The 17,229-nt window shown below is 72.3% G+C and carries 21 protein-coding genes; 13 read left to right on the forward strand and 8 right to left on the reverse strand.

Annotated elements, in window-relative coordinates; genetic code table 11:
* Positions 1 to 64: 64 nt before the first annotated feature.
* The 7 genes from NCI01_RS22080 to NCI01_RS05765 all read left to right on the forward strand — a co-directional run bounded on the left by NCI01_RS22080 (position 65) and on the right by NCI01_RS05765 (position 6,614).
* Complete coding sequence (locus NCI01_RS22080) at positions 65 to 913, forward strand: DICT sensory domain-containing protein (RefSeq protein WP_302181614.1); 849 nt, start codon at positions 65 to 67, stop codon at positions 911 to 913.
* A gap of 46 nt (positions 914 to 959) precedes the next feature.
* On the forward strand, positions 960 to 1,574 hold the full coding sequence (locus tag NCI01_RS05740; protein ID WP_254180511.1) for an HAD family hydrolase: 615 nt from the start codon (positions 960 to 962) through the stop codon (positions 1,572 to 1,574).
* A 28-nt stretch (positions 1,575 to 1,602) separates the two neighbouring features.
* Positions 1,603 to 2,553, forward strand: a complete 951-nt coding sequence (locus NCI01_RS05745; RefSeq protein WP_254180512.1) for an SDR family NAD(P)-dependent oxidoreductase — start codon at positions 1,603 to 1,605, stop codon at positions 2,551 to 2,553.
* A 101-nt stretch (positions 2,554 to 2,654) separates the two neighbouring features.
* The gene (gene thrS / locus NCI01_RS05750) at positions 2,655 to 4,646 is read left to right on the forward strand and encodes a threonine--tRNA ligase (protein WP_372495097.1); all 1,992 of its coding nucleotides are present in this window, start codon (positions 2,655 to 2,657) and stop codon (positions 4,644 to 4,646) included.
* A gap of 81 nt (positions 4,647 to 4,727) precedes the next feature.
* Entirely contained in the window at positions 4,728 to 4,964 is a 237-nt protein-coding gene (locus tag NCI01_RS05755; protein WP_254180513.1) for a hypothetical protein, read from the forward strand.
* Positions 4,951 to 5,457, forward strand: coding sequence for a hypothetical protein (locus tag NCI01_RS05760; protein WP_254180514.1), 507 nt, complete (start codon positions 4,951 to 4,953; stop codon positions 5,455 to 5,457). Before NCI01_RS05755 ends, NCI01_RS05760 begins: the two co-directional genes overlap by 14 nt.
* Positions 5,457 to 6,614, forward strand: a complete 1,158-nt coding sequence (locus NCI01_RS05765) for a MalY/PatB family protein (protein ID WP_254180515.1) — start codon at positions 5,457 to 5,459, stop codon at positions 6,612 to 6,614. Before NCI01_RS05760 ends, NCI01_RS05765 begins: the two co-directional genes overlap by 1 nt.
* 12 nt (positions 6,615 to 6,626) lie before the next feature.
* Here the strand turns inward: NCI01_RS05765 and NCI01_RS05770 are convergent, their stop codons facing one another.
* Both NCI01_RS05770 and NCI01_RS05775 read right to left on the reverse strand, forming a co-directional pair.
* Positions 6,627 to 7,172: a GNAT family N-acetyltransferase gene (locus tag NCI01_RS05770; RefSeq protein WP_254180516.1), complete on the reverse strand. Its 546-nt coding sequence runs from the start codon at positions 7,170 to 7,172 to the stop codon at positions 6,627 to 6,629.
* 34 nt (positions 7,173 to 7,206) lie between these two features.
* Positions 7,207 to 7,590, reverse strand: a complete 384-nt coding sequence (locus tag NCI01_RS05775; RefSeq protein WP_254180517.1) for a VOC family protein — start codon at positions 7,588 to 7,590, stop codon at positions 7,207 to 7,209.
* 84 nt (positions 7,591 to 7,674) lie between these two features.
* Here NCI01_RS05775 and NCI01_RS05780 point away from each other — a divergent pair, with 84 nt between their 5' ends.
* Complete coding sequence (locus NCI01_RS05780; RefSeq protein ID WP_254180518.1) at positions 7,675 to 8,367, forward strand: hypothetical protein; 693 nt, start codon at positions 7,675 to 7,677, stop codon at positions 8,365 to 8,367.
* Positions 8,368 to 8,713: 346 nt separating this feature from the next.
* A complete protein-coding gene (locus NCI01_RS05785) occupies positions 8,714 to 10,264 on the forward strand; it encodes an HNH endonuclease signature motif containing protein (protein ID WP_254180519.1) in 1,551 nt (516 codons plus the stop codon).
* Positions 10,265 to 10,347: 83 nt separating this feature from the next.
* Here the strand turns inward: NCI01_RS05785 and NCI01_RS05790 are convergent, their stop codons facing one another.
* Positions 10,348 to 11,079, reverse strand: a complete 732-nt coding sequence (locus tag NCI01_RS05790) for a nucleotidyltransferase domain-containing protein (protein ID WP_254180520.1) — start codon at positions 11,077 to 11,079, stop codon at positions 10,348 to 10,350.
* A 55-nt stretch (positions 11,080 to 11,134) separates the two neighbouring features.
* A complete protein-coding gene (locus tag NCI01_RS05795; protein WP_254180521.1) occupies positions 11,135 to 11,614 on the reverse strand; it encodes a GNAT family N-acetyltransferase in 480 nt (159 codons plus the stop codon).
* A 23-nt stretch (positions 11,615 to 11,637) separates the two neighbouring features.
* Here NCI01_RS05795 and NCI01_RS05800 point away from each other — a divergent pair, with 23 nt between their 5' ends.
* Positions 11,638 to 12,138 (forward strand): HIT family protein, encoded by a 501-nt coding sequence (locus NCI01_RS05800; protein WP_254180522.1) that lies wholly within the window; start codon positions 11,638 to 11,640, stop codon positions 12,136 to 12,138.
* A 36-nt stretch (positions 12,139 to 12,174) separates the two neighbouring features.
* Here the strand turns inward: NCI01_RS05800 and NCI01_RS22630 are convergent, their stop codons facing one another.
* Together NCI01_RS22630 and NCI01_RS22095 are read right to left on the reverse strand one after the other, a co-directional pair.
* Positions 12,175 to 13,290 (reverse strand): N(5)-(carboxyethyl)ornithine synthase, encoded by a 1,116-nt coding sequence (locus NCI01_RS22630; protein WP_254180523.1) that lies wholly within the window; start codon positions 13,288 to 13,290, stop codon positions 12,175 to 12,177.
* A complete protein-coding gene (locus tag NCI01_RS22095) occupies positions 13,287 to 13,421 on the reverse strand; it encodes a hypothetical protein (RefSeq protein WP_300045120.1) in 135 nt (44 codons plus the stop codon). The genes NCI01_RS22630 and NCI01_RS22095 overlap by 4 nt, the downstream gene beginning before the upstream one ends.
* Before the next feature lie 71 nt (positions 13,422 to 13,492).
* On the opposite strand from NCI01_RS22095, the gene NCI01_RS05810 reads away from it, so the two are divergent.
* From NCI01_RS05810 to pdxS, 3 genes are all read left to right on the forward strand, one after another.
* Positions 13,493 to 14,266, forward strand: a complete 774-nt coding sequence (locus NCI01_RS05810; protein WP_254180524.1) for an inositol monophosphatase family protein — start codon at positions 13,493 to 13,495, stop codon at positions 14,264 to 14,266.
* A gap of 9 nt (positions 14,267 to 14,275) precedes the next feature.
* Positions 14,276 to 14,899 carry a phosphatidylinositol phosphate synthase gene (gene pgsA / locus NCI01_RS05815; RefSeq protein WP_372495098.1) on the forward strand — a complete coding sequence of 208 codons (624 nt, stop codon included), beginning with the start codon at positions 14,276 to 14,278 and terminating at the stop codon, positions 14,897 to 14,899.
* Positions 14,900 to 14,964: 65 nt separating this feature from the next.
* The gene (gene pdxS / locus NCI01_RS05820; RefSeq protein WP_254180525.1) at positions 14,965 to 15,885 is read left to right on the forward strand and encodes a pyridoxal 5'-phosphate synthase lyase subunit PdxS; all 921 of its coding nucleotides are present in this window, start codon (positions 14,965 to 14,967) and stop codon (positions 15,883 to 15,885) included.
* 19 nt (positions 15,886 to 15,904) lie between these two features.
* Here the strand turns inward: pdxS and NCI01_RS05825 are convergent, their stop codons facing one another.
* Both NCI01_RS05825 and NCI01_RS05830 read right to left on the reverse strand, forming a co-directional pair.
* Positions 15,905 to 16,303, reverse strand: a complete 399-nt coding sequence (locus tag NCI01_RS05825; RefSeq protein WP_254180526.1) for a VOC family protein — start codon at positions 16,301 to 16,303, stop codon at positions 15,905 to 15,907.
* The gene (locus NCI01_RS05830; RefSeq protein ID WP_254180527.1) at positions 16,300 to 17,196 is read right to left on the reverse strand and encodes a helix-turn-helix domain-containing protein; all 897 of its coding nucleotides are present in this window, start codon (positions 17,194 to 17,196) and stop codon (positions 16,300 to 16,302) included. Before NCI01_RS05830 ends, NCI01_RS05825 begins: the two co-directional genes overlap by 4 nt.
* Positions 17,197 to 17,229 lie beyond the last annotated feature (33 nt).

Genomic DNA, 17,229 nt, shown 5'->3' on the forward strand with positions numbered 1-17,229 from the left:
GGTTGCCAAACCTATGCAACACTGCCAACTAAATCTAGGCACGATGCGAGGGGGTGGACAAGGTTTGGCCGCCACTTCTCGCGCCTCGCTCACGATCGGGGACCTGGCCCACAGGACCGGAGTACCCATCTCGACGCTCCGCAGCTGGGAGAAGCGCTACGGGTTCCCCGAGCCGAGCCGTCAGCCCGGAGGGCACCGACGCTACAGCGAGACCGACGTCGACGCCGTCCTCGACGTCCTGGCCCGCCGCCGCGGCGGCCTGTCCCTCGCGGCTGCCGTCCATCGCGCCGAGGTGCCGCAGGTCCGGACCGGCTCGGTCTTCGCCGAGCTGAGGCGGCTGCACCCCCTGCTCAGGCCCCAGGTGCTGTCGCGGCGCACGCTCGTGTCGATGAGCCACGCGATCGAGGACGAGTGCGCAGCGCGCGCCGCCGACCCGGTCCTCGTCGGCGGGTTCCAGCGCGAGCGGTTCCTCCAGGCCTCCTACGAGCGCTGGCGCGAGCTCGCCCGGACGGCGCAGGTCGCCATCGTCTTCGCGGACTTCGCCGCCCCGGCCGCTCCCCGGCGCGGGGTCCCGGTGGAGGTCCCGATCCCGCCCGACTCGCCGTTGAACCGCGAGTGGCTCGTCGTGTGCGACGCCGCGGACCTGCCCGCGTGCCTGGTGGCGGTCGAGCGTCCGGGCCAGCGCGCCGAGCCGCCGCGGCAGCGCACGTTCGAGGCCGTGTGGTCGGTCGACCCGCAGGTGGTCCGTGACGCCAGCCGGATCGCCATCGCCCTGGCCGACGAGCTGCGGCCCGCCTGGCGCGACGCCATCCACCTCCCACCCCAGGCGGACCCGCCGGGTGCCTCGGAGGACCTCTACCGCGCGACGCTGCTCTTCGACCGGATGGTCGCCTACATCGACTCGGCCGACTGACCGCCGACCGGATCTCGGGCACGTGCGCGGTGCCTAGGGTGTGCGCATGGCGATCCGGGCAGTCGTGTTCGACGTCGGGGGCGTGCTGGAGGTCATCGACGACTCGGTGTTCCCGGCGCCGGCCGAGCGTCGCCTCGGCCTCGCGGCCGGCACGATCGCCGGCGGCCTGGCGGGGCTGCCGGGCGACGCCGTCGTCGGGGAGGTGACCGAGCAGCAGGTCCGGGCGGAGTGGCAGCGCGCGCTCGCCCTCGACGACGAGCAGGTCGACGCGCTGCTCGACGACTTCTGGCGCTGGTACGTCGGCACGCTGGACCGTCCGCTCCTCGACTGGTTCGCCGCCCAGCGTCCGGAGCGGCTCACCGCGATCCTCTCCAACTCCGGCCCCGGCGCCCGGGAGCGCGAGCGGTGCCACGGCTTCGAGGACGTCACCGACGACATCGTCTACAGCCACGAGGTGGGGCTCGCCAAGCCCGACCCGAGGGCGTACGAGCTCGTGACCCGGCGCCTCGGCGTCCGGCCCGAGGAGGTCCTGTTCCTCGACGACGTCGAGGCCAACGTCGTCGCGGCGCAGGCGCTGGGCTGGCACGCGGTCCTGCACCTCGACACCGGCGCGTCGATCGCGGAGATGCAGCGCATCATCGACTCGGCCGCCGGCGTCTGAGCAGGGCCGGACAGGGGGACCGGCGGGCATGCCGACCCACGATCGTCCGCCACGCGTCGTCCTGGTCACCGGTGCCTCCAGCGGCATCGGTGAGGCCGCCGCCCACCGCGTCTCCCGCCGCGGCGACCACCTCGTCCTCCTCGCCCGCGGCCGCGACGCCCTCGAGCGGGTGGCCGACGACTGCCACGCCCTCGGCGCCGCCTCGACGACCGTGGTGCCGGCCGACATCAGCAAGGACGACGAGGTCGAGGCCGCCATCGGCAGTGTGATGGCGCAGCACGGCTGGATCGACACGGTCATCGGGAGCGCGGGGGTGGTCGCCTACGGCCGCGTGGAGGACGTGCCCGCCGAGGTGTTCGACCAGGTCGTGGCCACCAACCTGCTCGGGTCGGTCAACCTGGCCCGCCACGTGCTCCCCGTCCTGCGCGCGCAGGGTGCCGGCAACCTCGTGGTCGTCGGCTCGGTCGTGGGCCACGTCGCCGTCCCGGACATGGCGGCGTACGTCATCAGCAAGTGGGGCGTCCGCGCCCTGGTGCGCCAGCTGCAGGTCGACAACCGCGACTGCCCCGGCGTCCGGATCGACTACGTCGCCCCCGGTGGCGTGGACACGCCCATCTACCGGCAGGCAGCGACCTACGGCGACGCGGCCGGCCGACCGCCCTTCCCGGTCACGACCCCCGAGCGCATCGCCCAGCGCGCCCTGGAGGTCGCCGACGGTCGCCGCGGCGGGCAGGTCGGTCTCGCCAACGAGGTGATTCGGTTCGGCTTCACCGTGGTGCCGTGGGCCTACGACCGTCTCGTCGGCCCGCTGTTCTCGCTCGCTGCGCAGGACCAGACGGTCGAGGTGGGCCCCGACCCTGGCAACGTGCTGCAGTCTCGGGGCGAGCACCACGGCCTGCACGGTGGGCACGGCAGCGCCCTGCTCGCCATCGGCGCCAACGCCGTCGAGCTCGCCCGCCGCCGGGTGCAGGGCGCCTGACCGCGGCCCGGACGGGACAAACCGGGGTGAGGCACCGGGTGACCGGCCGATAGCATCGCCGGGGACATCCGTCCCGCCCACACCTCCCCGAAGGAGCACTCGTGTCCGACATCAAGGTCGTCCGCATCCACGCCGATCAGCGTGCGGAGACCACGGTCACGACGGGCACCAAGGCCTGGGAGCTGTTCCGTGACGACGCCGACGTGATCGCGGCGCGCGTGGCCGGCAGCCTGAAGGACCTGGCCTACGAGCTCGCCGACGGCGACGAGGTCGAGGGCGTGGCCATCGACAGCCCCGACGGCCGCGACATCCTGCGCCACTCCACCGCCCACGTGATGGCGCAGGCGGTGCAGCAGATCTGGCCCGAGGCCAAGCTCGGCATCGGTCCGCCGGTGGAGAACGGCTTCTACTACGACTTCGACGTCGAGACCCCGTTCGTGCCCGAGGACCTGGTCAAGATCGAGTCGGCGATGCGCAAGATCATCAAGGAGAACCAGCGCTTCGAGCGACGCGTCACCACCGACGCCGACGCGCTCGACGAGCTCAAGGACGAGCCCTACAAGATCGAGCTGATCGGGCTCAAGGGCGGCTCCGGCGCCGCCGACACCGAGGGCGCCTCCGTCGAGGTCGGGGCCGGCGAGCTGACCATCTACGACAACATCGGCCGCAACGGCGAGGCGAAGTGGTCCGACCTGTGCCGGGGCCCCCACCTGCCGACGACCAAGCGCATCCCCGCCTTCAAGCTGATGCGCAGCGCCGCGGCCTACTGGCGCGGCGACGAGAAGAACAAGCAGCTCCAGCGCATCTACGGCACCGCCTGGGAGACCAAGGAGGCGCTCGAGGAGCACCTCCACCGGATCGAGGAGGCCGAGCGGCGCGACCACCGCAAGCTCGGCCGCGAGCTCGACCTCTACTCGTTCCCGGACGAGATCGGGTCGGGCATGGCGGTCTTCCACCCCAAGGGTGGCGTGATCAAGCGCGAGATGGAGGACTACGTCCGCCGCCGGCACCTCGAGGAGGGCTTCGACTACGTCGGGACCCCCCACATCAGCAAGGAGGGGCTCTTCCACACCTCCGGTCACCTGCCGTACTACGCGGACACCATGTTCCCGCCGATGGAGATGGAGCACGCGGAGTACCGCCTCAAGGCGATGAACTGCCCGATGCACAACCTGATCTACCGGTCCCGGCAGCGCTCCTACCGCGAGCTGCCGCTGCGGTTCTTCGAGTTCGGCTCGGTCTACCGCTACGAGAAGTCCGGCGTGGTGCACGGACTCACCCGCGTGCGCGCCATGACCCAGGACGACTCGCACTCCTACGTCACCCCCGAGCAGGCGCCGGCTGAGGTGGAGCACCTGCTCACCTTCGTCACCGGGCTGCTGCGTGACTTCGGCCTCGACGACTACTACTTCGAGCTGTCGACCCGCGACGACTCCAAGCCCGACAAGTTCATCGGCTCCGACGACCAGTGGGAGTCCGCGACGTCCGTGCTCGAGACCGCAGCACGCAAGTTCGGCGTCGACCTCGTGCCCGACCCGGGCGGCGCGGCGTTCTACGGCCCGAAGATCTCGGTGCAGGCCAAGGACGCGATCGGCCGCACCTGGCAGATGTCGACCATCCAGTACGACTTCAACCAGCCCTCGACCGAGCGGTTCGACCTGGAGTACGTCGCCGCCGACGGCAGCCGCCAGCAGCCGGTGATGATCCACTCCGCGAAGTTCGGCTCGATCGAGCGGTTCATCGGCGTCCTGGTCGAGCACTACGCCGGCGCCTTCCCTCCGTGGCTGGCGCCCGTCCAGGTCCAGGGCATCCCGATCGCGGAGCGCCACAACGACTACCTCTTCGACATCGCGAGGCAGATGAAGGCGCAGGGGCTGCGGGTCGAGGTCGACGAGTCGGACGACCGGATGCAGAAGAAGATCCGCAACGCCCAGCTGCAGAAGGTGCCGTTCATGATGATCGCCGGCGACAACGACGTGGAGGCGGGGGCCGTGTCCTTCCGCTACCGCGACGGCCGCCAGGACAACGGCGTACCGCTGGCCGAGGCGATCGAGCGGGTGGCCGCCGCCGTGGCGTCGCGCGAGCAGGTCTGACAGGACGTGGATCGAACGGGGGACCGGGCGGGGGACGTTCTCGAGCTGCGCTTCGAGCCGCGTGAGGAGCGCGGCCTCAGGGTGTTCGTCCGCGCCGTCTGGCAGGCGGTGACGCTGGCCGACACGATTCCCGGCAACGACGCGAGCGGCAGCGGCGGCACATACGTCGTCACCCGCCGCGCCGACGGCACCGAGGTCGTCCGCGTCGACGTCGCGCACGACGAGATAGGGCCGACGCGCCTGTATCTCGAGGCTCAGCTGGCCGAGCTGTCGCCCGCGGAGTTCGAGGACACCTGGCGGGCACATGACGCCGGCTGACCCGGAGCCGGACTCCGACGTCAGGTGGGACTGGCCGGACGGCGGTGGCGCTCCCTTCGACACCTCCGACGAGGTGACCCGCTGGGTGCTGGTGGTCGGCAACACCTTCGGCCGCACCTGGCCGGGAGGCGACCTGCTCGACTTCGGCAGCTGGAGCACCGACTTCGAGCGACGGGTGCCGATGGGCTACAAGACGATCCAGGCCGCCGAGCGGCTGGCGGTCGTCGACCGGGGGACCGTCGTCCGTGAGTGGCCGCAGGTCCACGTCGAGCGTTCACGGCCGGTCTACGACCCCTACCAGCACCACGTGCCCGGCTACGAGCCCGACGGCACCTTCGCGGTGCTCGACGGGCGGGGTAGCAGGCGCGGGCCCGACGGCAGGTGGATCACCCACGAGCACGACTCCTACGCCGCGGCCGTGGCCGAGGCGCGGAGCATGACCGACCGACGGGTGCTGGTGGTCCGGCTCCTGACGAGCAAGGGATGGCACTGATGAGCGACGTCGCTCGCCGACCGGTCGTCGACCTCACCGACGAGGAGGCGCGACTGCGGCTGCCGCTCAAGTGGGGCGTCCCCGACGACGTGATCCCCGCCTGGGTCGCCGAGATGGACTACGCGGTCGACCCGGTCGTGCTCGAGGCGGTCCAGCGGATGCTCGCCGACGGGATCACCGGCTACCCGCTCTTCGGCTGGGACCCGGGCCTGGCGGAGTCCTACGCCGGCTGGTCGGCGCGGCACTTCGGATGGGCGCCGGAGCCCGAGGCGGTGCACCCGGTGGTCGACGTCACGGCCGGGGTGCGGCTCGCGATCGACGTGTTCAGCGGGCCGGGCGGCGTGGTCTTCCCGACGCCCGGCTACAACGCCCAGTTCGGCCTGGCGACCGTGACCGGGCGCGAGGAGGTGCGTCTCGACGTGCCCGCCTCCGCCGACCGGGCCGAGATCGACCTCGACCGCCTCGACCGGCTCTTCGCCGACGGTGCGCAGACGCTGATCCTGACCCAGCCGCACAACCCGTGGGGCCGGGTCTTCACCCGCACCGAGCTCGAGGGGATCCGCGACGTCGTCGTACGCCACGGCGCGCGGGTGGTCAGCGACGAGATCCACGCGCCGCTGGTGCTGCCGGGCGCCGAGCACGTCTCCTACCTCTCGATCGAGGGCACCCACGACCACGCGGTCGCGGTCGTCGCCGCCTCCAAGGCGTTCAACACCGCGGGCCTGCGGTGCGCGCAGGTCGTCGTGCCGTCCGCAGCCGACCGCGCGGTCCTCGCCGACCAGCCGATGTCGCGCAACGACTCCCACTCGCCGGTGGGCGCTGTCGCAGCGCGTGCGGCCTACGACGACGGCGACCCGTGGCTCGCCTCCCTCGTCGAGCGGCTCGACCAGCAGCGCGCGCTGCTCGCCGACCTGCTCGCCGCCCACCTCCCCGACGTGCGCATGCGCCCGCTCGAAGCGACGTACCTCGCCTGGCTCGACGCCTCGGCCTACGGCCACGACGACGCCGCGGCCGTCGCCCTCGAGCGCGGTCGCGTGAAAGTGAGCCCGGGGGAGTCCTACGCCCCTGGCACGACCGGGCAGGTGCGGCTCAACATCGCCACCTCGCCCGACCGGCTCACCCGGATCGTCGAGCGGCTCGCCAAGGCCTGGGCGTAGGTCGGTCCCGGTCTAGGGCCGGATGTCCCTGCTCATCCGCAGCGAGGTCGCCACCGGCGCACCACCCCGCACCGGGACGTACGGCACCCTGCCGCGCACCACGAAGCCGCGCGCGAGGTAGAACGGGATGCCCAGCTCGTTGCCCTCGGTGACCGACACCCACTGCTCGGTTGCGCCGACGGCGAGCTGCTGTGCGGTGACGTGGTCGAGCAGCGCCGTGCCGATGCCGTGCCCCCTCAGCGCCGGGTCGAGGTAGAGCACGAGGACGTGACCGACACGCTCGTCAATGACCCCGCCCCCAGCAGCCCCGAGGACCTCGTCGTCCCGCGACACGGCGACGACGTACCCCTGCCAGGACGGATCGTGCGGCTGCGGCGCGAGCTCGCGGCGGAGGCGCTCGACGTCGTAGTAGTGCCGGGCCTGCAGGTCGATGACGTCCGGCGGCAGCAGTCCCGCCGACGACTCCGCGAAGCCCGCGCGGCACACACGGGCGATCGCGTCCTCCTCGCCCGGCTGCGCGGCTCGGACGTCGAAGGCGGGCGCACCACGTCGGGTCACGCGACCGGAGCCTACGAGTCGGCCGGGTGCCCGGTCACGCCACGCAGAACTCGTTGCCCTCGGGGTCGAGCATCACGACGTGGCCGAGGTCCGGGCCGTAGCGTTCCTCGCGGACCCGGGTGGCGCCGGCAGCCTCCAGCCGGTCGGCGGTCTCCCGGACCAGCCGTTCGCGCTCGTCCGGGTCCCACGGCGGCGCGCCCGCGACCCGGATGTCGATGTGCATCCGGTTCTTCGACGTCTTCCGCTCCGGCACGCGGAGGAAGCCGATGGCCGGACCGCGTCCGTCCGGGTCGATCAATGAGGTGTTGTCGGGGCCGTCGAACCCCTCCTCGACGACGTAGCCCGGTGCGAGTGCCCAGAAGCGCGCCAGGCGGGGCGGGTCCTCGGCGTCGCACCCCAGCGTCCAGTGAGTGGCCATGGCCGCAGCGTAGGGAGGGTCCCGGACAGGACGCGTCCGGATCCGACACACTCGGCTGCAATGCCGACGTCCCGGAGGGGATGCATGCCCGACCTCGCTCCCTTCCTGGAGATGTGGTTCGACGACGTCCCGGACCTGCGGGGCGACCCCGCCGCCGTCGGCGGCCTGCTGCGGTTCAACAGGCCGGCGTCCGCGGGGACGTCCGACGGCGACGTGGAGCTGCTCGTCGTGGAGGACCAGGGGGTGTGGCTCTGGGGCAGGGACCAGCGTGGTCGCCACGTCGAGCGGGCGAACGAGCCCGGAGCGCAGTGGCGACCGACGGGTGAGAGCGCCGAGGAGTTCTGGCTCCACCACGCGGCGTTCGACGCGGTGCTCGAGATGCCCGCGCGGCGGAGCGCCCGGGGCTTCGACGCCGCGACCGTACGCCGCCTCGTCGACGCGGTGGCGCCCCTGCCGTGCCGTCCCTGGGCCTGGCCGGGGACGGGCCACTCGCTGTTCCACCGCGGCCCGGCCGTGGTCATGGTCTGTGATGACGACGGAGACCACTGGGTGGTCGCCGCAGCCCCGGACGAGGCGGACCTCGCCTGGCTCGACGGCCTCGACCTCTCCTGCGACGAGTCGGACTCCCTCTGGTTCGTCGTTGGTCGAGTAGCCCGCGAGGAACGAGCGGGCGTATCGAGACCCGCGAACCCCACCGGTCGAGCAGCCGCCCTCGCTGGTCGAGTAGCCCGTGAGGAACGAGCGGGCGTATCGAGACCCCTCGCACCCGTTGGTTGATGTGGGACGGAGTCCTGTCACGAGACCCCTAGCTCGCTGTTCACTCGTAGCAGGTACGAATGGACCGCGAGCCAGACCTGCCCACGGCCACGCGCTGGTTGAAGAGGGAACGAAGTCCCGTCACGAGGCCCCGTCGCTCGCTGATGGCGATGCCCGCCCACCTCGCTGGTCGAGTAGCCCGCGAGGAACGAGCGGGCGTATCGAGACCCCGCACCCGCCACCCTCGCTGGTTGAGGAGGGACGAAGTCCCGTCGCGAGACCCGTCCGAAAGTCGCCCAGCGACCGTCCACACCCGGGCCGTTTCCGGGGGCGACCGTTGTCGGTGCTCCACCGTACAATCGAACACATGATCGAAGCGCTGGCAGGGCCCGGAGCAGGTGAGGTCGAGGACCTCACCGCCCGTGACCTGCTGGCTGCGATCCGCGACCGGCGCCGTGACGAGGAGCGGGCAGCAGCCGACCAGCTCCTCCTGGCCGCGCAGTGGGCCGACCTGCATCCGCCGGAGTCGATCCACGACGCGGCCGTGTTCTCGATGGCTGCCGGCGGTCGTGAGCATGAGGAGCCCATCGCGGGTGAGGGGTGCCCGTTGGTGGCGGAGTTCTGCGTCGCCGAGCTCGGCAGCGTCCTCGGCACCTCCACGACCGCGGCGAAGAAGCTCATCGGCCACGCCCTCGAGCTGCGCCACCGCCTCCCCCGCCTGTGGGCCCAGGTCCACTCCGGCCGGGTGCCGGCGTGGCGGGCCCGGCTGGTGGCTGAGACCACCATCCACTCCACACCCGCGCTGACGCGGGAGGCGGTCGGGTTCGTCGACGCCCAGGTCGCGGCCGTGGCGGGGAAGGTCGGCCCCGCCCAGCTCGACCGGCTCGTCGCCGAAGCCATCAAGCGGTTCGACCTCGCCGAGCCTGACCCGACAGCGGACCCGGAGGACGGCTGGCTCCACGTCGACCCCCGCCACGCGAGCATCGACACCCAGGACGTGCACTACGCCGGGACGATGCGGATGGAGGCCGAGCTCGGCATCGCCGACGCCCTCGACGTCGACCGTGCCCTGGCCCACGGTGCGGCCACGTTGAAGGCACTCGGGTCCACGGAGTCGCTGAACGTCCGCCGGGCCAAGGCGCTCGGGGACCTGGCCCGCACCCAGACCGCCCTCGACCTCCACACCCAAGGCGGCACCGCAGCCAAGACCACCGACCCCAGCACCGGCACCGGCACCGCAGCCAAGACCACCGGCACCGGCACGGGCACCGACAGCGACAGCGACGGCGACACGGGCACGGGCAGCGACACGGGGACCGTCCCCGACGGCCTGCCAGCCGCGCGGGAAGTCGTGCTGCACGCCCACTTCGACGCCAACCTCGACGGCCTGTCGACGGTGTTCGGTCCCACCGGACGCATGGAGGAGGGCCAGCGGCTGGTGCTGCTCGACCAGATCAGGTCGTGGTGTGCCGACTCCCGGACCAAGGTCACCATCAAGCCGGTCATCGACCTCAACGCCCAGCTGGCGACCGAGGTCTACGCGGTCCCGGACAAGCTGCGCGAGCAGGTCATTCTCCGAGACCGCACCTGCGTCTTCCCGTGGTGCACCCGACCGGCCCGGCGAGCCGACATCGACCACGTCATCCCCCACGACCCCGACGCCGTCGCAGAAGGACGCGAACAGCCCGGACCCACCGCCACGTGGAACCTGGCCTGCCTGTGCCGGTTCCACCACCGGCTGAAGACACACTCGGCCTGGCGCTACGAGATGGTCGCGCCAGGGACCTTCGAGTGGACCAGCCCCCACGGCTACCGCTACCGCCGCGACCACACCGGCACGAGCTCGATCGACCCACCGCCCACGAGGTCGGTCGACCCGCCGGACCCGCCCGGCATCCCTCGACCCCGCCGACGATGACCCCGGCCCGCACCCCGCCACCCACCAGGTAGCGGGGGCACCGGCATGTCTCGGCCCCGGCGCCGGCACAGAACTGGTCCCGGCTACAGGGAGGAGCGACCGCGTCGCGCGGCAGCCGTCGTGTGGCGCGCGTCCGACCACGCGATCCATGCCGTGCGGAGGCGCGGCGACCGCACAGGCCTGCCGCGGCGTCGGGCGCGAAGGTCGTCGCGAAGCCAGTCAGGTGCATGTGCCGCCTCGATGGCCGAGGTCTTCGTGAGGAGCTGCCCGGTCGCCAGTGCGTGGCGCGCACGGGCCATTGAAGAGAGCCCGAGATCGGCGATGGTCGAGTCCAGCCACCACCACGGGTGGCGGACGGCCCTCGTCCAGTAGCCGGTGAGCTCTGCGTGCGCGGCACGGCGGACGTCGTCGTCGCTCATGCCGGCCAGCACGGTCCCGGGCGCCCGGCCGAGGACGGCGTACCCGTGCCTGACGAGCTCTGCCCGCGTGATGCCCGAGAGCGGGCGTTCGACCAGGCTGCCGTGGGTCCACGTCGGATGGCGAGCGGTCAGGTCGGGCAAGGCTGACGCCGCGACGTAGGCACAACCGAGGTCGGCTCCTGCTGCGGTCGTGGCATCCAGGTCGCCGTGGATCGTGGCGATGGTCGACCGTGCGTCGGCGTCGAGCGGTCGGGTGGCGAGCGCAACGAGGTCGATGTCGCTGACGCCCGGCCGGTGGTCACCGGTCGCGAGGGATCCGGCCACGAACAGGTCCGTCACCCACTCGACGCCCTTCAGTCTGGCGGCGAGCTCGGCGACAGCCGGTGGCACGTCCATGGACCCATCGTGGCGTGCGGCGTCGGTCCACGGGGCCATCCACGTGGTCCGGCCGTCAGCCCACGCGCTTGACGTACCTGCGACACGGCGAGACGAAGGTCTGCCCGCCGGCGGTCACCTCGTAGGGGAGGTCCCCGTCGTCGGTCCAGCCCTGCCGCTCGTAGAACCGCCGGGCCCGCGCGTTGCCGGTCACGACGGCCAGCCAGGCCGAGGAGTGACCGCCGGCGGCCACCCGGCGCTCGGCCGCGTGGAGCAGGTGGGCGGCCAGGCCCGTCCCTCGCGCCGCCCTGCCGACGAAGACCTGCTCCACCTCGTCGCCGACCACCATCACGAACCCCAGCAGCGTCCCGTCGTCCGCGACCGCCACGGACGTGTCGTCCACCCGCGACGGCGTGCGCTCGTGGAAGGCGGCCAGGGTGCGCGCGTCCGTCAGGCCGTCGGGCACGTGTCCGGCGTGGCCGTCGTGCCAGCCCTCGTGCCACAGGTCGGCGACGGCGGCCATGTCGGCGTCGGCGGCCGGTCGGATCGACGTCATGGGGCCACCCTAGGATCGCCGACATGAGTCACGACGGCCTCGAGCGGATCTGGACGCCCCACCGGATGGCCTACGTCCGCACGGCGGTCGACGACGAGGGCTGCCCGTTCTGCGCGATCCCGTCGCACCCCGACGACGAGTCGTTGGTCGTGGCGCGGGGCGAGTCGACGTACGTCGTGCTCAACCTCCACCCCTACAACCCCGGCCACCTCATGGTGCTGCCCTACCGCCACGTCGCCGACCTGACCGACCTCACGGCGGAGGAGTCGGTCGAGCTGATGTCGATGACCCAGCAGGCGCTGCGCGCCATCCGGGCCGTCAGCCGGCCGAACTCGTTCAACGTCGGGCTCAACCTCGGTCGGTCGGCCGGCGGGTCGCTCTCCGAGCACCTCCACCAGCACGTGGTGCCGCGCTGGACCGGCGACGCCAACTTCATCACCGTGGTGGGCGGCACCAAGATGCTGCCGCAGCTGCTCGAGGACACCCGTGGGCTGCTCGCGGACGCGTGGTCGCGCGCCACGTGATGCGCCTCGCGGCGGCTGCGCGCCCGCCGGGGACCCTCACCGCCCCTGGAAAGCCGTGATCGCCGGGTTCTGGATCCTGCCCTCCCGGATCTCGATGGCGCGGCTGATCGTCTCGTCCGCGTCCCAGGCCGCCGGCCCGGCGAGCACGGTGTCGACGAACGGCAGCAGTGCCTCGCTGTTCTCCCACGTCGCGGAGTTCCAGAGGTAGGACGGGCTGTGGTCGACCGCGTAGTAGTGCACGCGGTCGGCGACGGTGAACATCGGCTCGTCGAACGTCGTGGGCACGGCCCACGAGAACCCCATGCCCTCGTCGCACGACACGTCCACGATGAGGCTGCCCCGCCGGAAGTCGGCCAGGTCCTCGGTGCGCAGGTAGGTCAGCGGGGCGGCGGTGTCCTGGAGCGTGCAGTTGACGACGATGTCGTTCTCGGCGAGGTACGGCGCCAGCGGCACGCGGCCACGGTCGGTGATCACCTGGCTGGCGCCGGGCTTCGTGGGGTCGTGGTCGAACTGCCGGATCTGCACCGAGTGGATGGGCGAGCCCACCGCGGCGACCCGGCGCGTGGTCAGGACGGCGACGTCCCCCACGCCGTGCGCCTTCAGGGCGGTGACCGCGCCCCGTGCCGTGGCTCCGAACCCGATGACGACCGCGCGCAGCCGCCGTCCGTAGTCGCCGGTGATGCCGATGAGCTCCATCGCCTGGAGCACCGAGCAGTAGCCGGCGAGCTCGTTGTTCTTGTGGAAGACGTGGAGCCCGACGTGTCCGTCGGAGGTCCAGTGGTTCATCGCCTCGAAGGCGATCAGCGTGAGCTCCCGGTCGATCGCGAGCTGGGTCATCTCGCGGTCTTGCACGCAGTGCGGCCACCCCCAGAGGACCTGTCCGGGGCGCATGGTGGCGACGTCCTCGTGCTGCGGCTTCGGCAGCACCACGACGTCGGCGTCGCGCAGGATCTCCTCCCGCGTGGCGAAACCCGCCACGTGCGGGGCGAGCTCGTCGTCGCCGATGCCGAAGTGGGCGGCGTAGCCGTGCTCGAGCGTCGTACGAGCGGCGACGTCGGGCGCGAGGCGGGGGAGGTGCTCGGGGTGCAGCGGGAGTCGGTGCTCGTTCTCCTTGGCGGACGTGGCGATGACGCCGAGACCGAGGAGGCTCACTTCTTCTTCGGCATGAAGGGCTCGGCAGCGTCGCTCTTGCCCGCCGCCTTCGCGTGCTTCTCGGCGCGCTTCTCCTTGATCGACTTCCCGGACTTCTTGGACATGCCCTGCCGCGGCGACTTGTCGCTCATCGAGGCTCCTCAGTAGGAAGCCTGGGTGGCTCCGTGCAGCCACACTACGCCTCGGCGCTAGCGTGGCGGCCGTGGAACACCCGCACCTGGCCGCCGACGCCGCCCTCGCCGCCGACCTGGTCCGCGAGGCCGCGCTCCTCGCCGCCCGGATCCGCGTCGAGGGCCTCGACGTCGAGCACAAGACCAGCGCGTCCGACATCGTCACCCAGGCCGACACCGCGGCCGAGCGGCTCATCGTCCAGCAGCTCACCGCCGAGCGCCCCGACGACGCGATCGTGGGGGAGGAGGGCACCTCTCGCCCCGGTACGTCCGGCCGGACGTGGGTCATCGACCCGGTCGACGGCACCTACAACTTCTCGCGCGGCAGCGACTGGTGGTGCACCGCCATCGCCCTGCACGACGAGGACGACGTGCTGCTCGGTGCGGTGCACCACGCCGCCAGCCTGCGCACGTGGGTCGGCGGGCCCGACCTGCCGAGCACCTGCGACGGGACGCCACTCGCCCCGCTCCCCGACACACCCCGGGAGGCGCGCTGCGCGGCGACCTACCTCCACCCGCCGTTCTTCGCCAGCGAGGTGGGCGAGGCCTTCGCCCGCGCGCTCGGGCAGGTCGGCACGCTGCGCATGTTCGGCTCCGGGACGATGGACACGATGGCGATCGCGTCGGGTCAGTGGGACGTGCTCTTCCAGCACTCGGTGGCCGACTGGGACCGGCTCCCGGGGGCCGCGATCATCCGTGGGGCGGGCGGCAAGTCCGTCGTCGTACGCGCGGCGGGCGTGGACTGGACGGTCTCCGGCGCGCCCGCGGCGGTGGCGGACGTCCGGGCCGCGCTGCTGGACCGGTAGCCTTCCGCCGTGCTCGACAGGTTCAAGCAGTTCTGGCAGGGCGTGATGCTCGCGCCCTTCGTCAACCTGTTCATCCGGCTCGGCATCAGCCCCGACGTGGTGACGCTCGTCGGCACGCTGGGGGTGAGCTTCGGCGCCCTGTTCTTCTTCTCCCAGGGCTGGGTGTGGCAGGGCGTCCTGTTCATCACGGCGTTCGTCTTCAGCGACCTCGTCGACGGCGCGATGGCGCGCAAGCTCGGCCGCAAGGACGACTTCGGCGCCTTCCTCGACTCCACGCTCGACCGCGTCGCCGACGGCGCGCTGTTCGGCGGGCTGGCGCTCTACTTCGCGTGGCACGCCGAGAGCCGCCTCTACCTCGCGCTGTGCCTGGTCATCCTCGTGATGGGCGCGGTCACGTCCTACGCCCGGGCCAAGGCCGACCACCTCGGCTACGACGCCAAGGTCGGCATCGCCGAGCGCCCCGACCGGCTCGTCGGGATGCTCGTGCCCGCCTTCTTCGCCGACGTCCTCGACCTCTGGATCCTGCTCGAGGTCGCCCTCTGGGCCCTCGCGGTCGCGGCCACCGTCACCGTCGCTCAGCGCATCTGGGTCGTCCGCCGGCAGGCGCTCGCCCGGGCTGCGTCGCAGGCCTGACGGCGCTGCGACTTTGGTCGCATCCCGATGCCTTCTTCCGGGTGGGCCCGCACTACGATCTGAGCATGGCTGAGCACACCCCCCAGACGTCTGTCGAGACCCCCATCGAGCACGGCACGAGCCGCGTGAAGCGCGGCATGGCCGAGATGCTCAAGGGCGGCGTCATCATGGACGTCGTCACCGCCGAGCAGGCCAAGATCGCCGAGGACGCCGGCGCCGTCGCCGTGATGGCCCTCGAGCGCGTGCCGGCCGACATCCGCGCCCAGGGCGGCGTCTCCCGGATGAGCGACCCCGACATGATCGACTCGATCATCGAGGCCGTGTCGATCCCGGTGATGGCCAAGGCCCGCATCGGCCACTTCGCCGAGGCGCAGGTGCTGCAGTCGCTCGGTGTCGACTACATCGACGAGTCCGAAGTGCTCACTCCGGCCGACTACGCCAACCACATCGACAAGTGGAAGTTCACCGTGCCGTTCGTGTGCGGCGCGACCAACCTGGGCGAGGCGCTGCGCCGGATCACCGAGGGCGCCGCCATGATCCGCTCCAAGGGCGAGGCCGGCACCGGCGACGTCTCCAACGCGGTCATGCACATGCGCACCATCGGCGGCGAGCTGCGTCGCCTGCACGGCATGTCGGAGGACGAGCTCTACGTCGCGGCGAAGGAGCTGCAGGCGCCCTACGAGCTGGTCAAGGAGGTCGCGGCCGCCGGCAAGCTGCCGGTCGTCCTCTTCACCGCCGGCGGCATCGCCACCCCCGCCGACGCCGCGATGATGATGCAGCTCGGCGCCGAGGGCGTCTTCGTCGGCTCGGGCATCTTCAAGTCCGGCAACCCGGCGCAGCGCGCCGAGGCGATCGTCAAGGCCACCACGTTCTTCGACGACCCCGACGTGGTCGCCAAGGTCTCGCGCGGGCTGGGCGAGGCCATGGTCGGCATCAACGTCGACGAGATCCCGCAGCCGCACCGTCTGGCCGAGCGCGGCTGGTGACGCCCGGCTGCGGCGGAGGTCAGCTCCGCCGCGGCTCCCCGGCGTAGGTCCCGAAGGACCACTGGTTGCCCTCCGCGTCGCTCACCCGGAACTCCCGGCTGCCGTAGTCCTGCTCGACGACCGGTGACGGGTCGAGCCCGGCGTCGACGGCCCGCCTGTGCACGGCGTCCACGTCGGAGGCGACGACGTACGCCGCTGTGGTGCCGGGCTGCTGGGTGAACGGGCCGTCCGGCTTGTGGCACCCGAGCATCACCCCGCCGCCCTCGGGCCAGTCGAGCTGGGCGTGCTGGACGACGCCCGACTCGTCGCGGTAGGCGGCGGTCTCCTCGAAGCCGAGGGACACGAGCGTGCGGATGACGAGGTCGGGGTCGTGGGCCTGCAGTGCGGGCCAGACGGTGGTGCGGTGCTGTTCGGTCATGCCGACGATGCTGCCGCGACGCCGGCGGGCGCGCCTTGGACATTTGGGAACTCCGCGGCGAGCCAGGCCGACGGGCCGAGCCCGGCGAACTCGTGGAAGTCGCGCACCAGGTGGGACTGGTCGTAGTAACCCGTCCGGGCGGCCACCCGGGCCAGCGACGAGCCCGTGGACGCCGCCGCGACCACCTCACGGCGGGCGACGTCGAAGCGTGCGAGCCGCTGGAGCGTCTTGGGGCCGTGGCCCGTCTCGGCCGTCAGCAGCTGGGTGAGCCGGCGTCGGCTGTATCCCACCGCGTCGGCGACCGCGGCGACCGGCACGTCGCGCCGGCCGGTGAGCAGCCGCCACGCCTCCTCGACCTCGGCCGGCGACCCGTGGCGGGAGGTCGCCGCCTCGGCGCGAGCGGCCAGTCGCAGCAGCCACCGGTTCACCACGGCGTACCTGGCAGGCCAGCCGGGCGCCGCGTGCAGCTCCTCGACCACCCGGTCGACCTCGCCACCCAGCAGGTCGCGCGCGTCCCAGCTGCCCACTGGCAGCTCGGCAGCCGGCACGCCGAGCAGCCGCCGGACGCCCACCGGGCGGAGCGTCACCTGCACCCCCGCCCACCGGCCCGGCTGCTCCACCATCGCCGCGCGGGTGTGCAGCCCGCCCAGGCTCACCCACTGCGCGTCACGCACCCCGTCGGCCCAGGCCTCCTCGGTGGGGGCGGTCCGCAGCGGTCGCTCCAGGCTGAGCACGAGCGTCAGGCCGGCTGAGGGGAGCCCGCGGTGCACGCCCGGGTCGAGGCCGACGGCCGAGTAGCCGTACATCGACGAGACGTGCGGCGTGAGCGGCGCGGCCACCCGCGCCGCCGGCAGGTGCTCCCACGCCCCGACCACCTCCCGAGTGTGCCGCACCGTCGGGCGCCTCGTCACGCACCGCCCCAGGGC

The organism is Nocardioides pinisoli, assembly GCF_024199985.1.
GTDB classification, from domain to species: domain Bacteria; phylum Actinomycetota; class Actinomycetes; order Propionibacteriales; family Nocardioidaceae; genus Nocardioides; species Nocardioides pinisoli.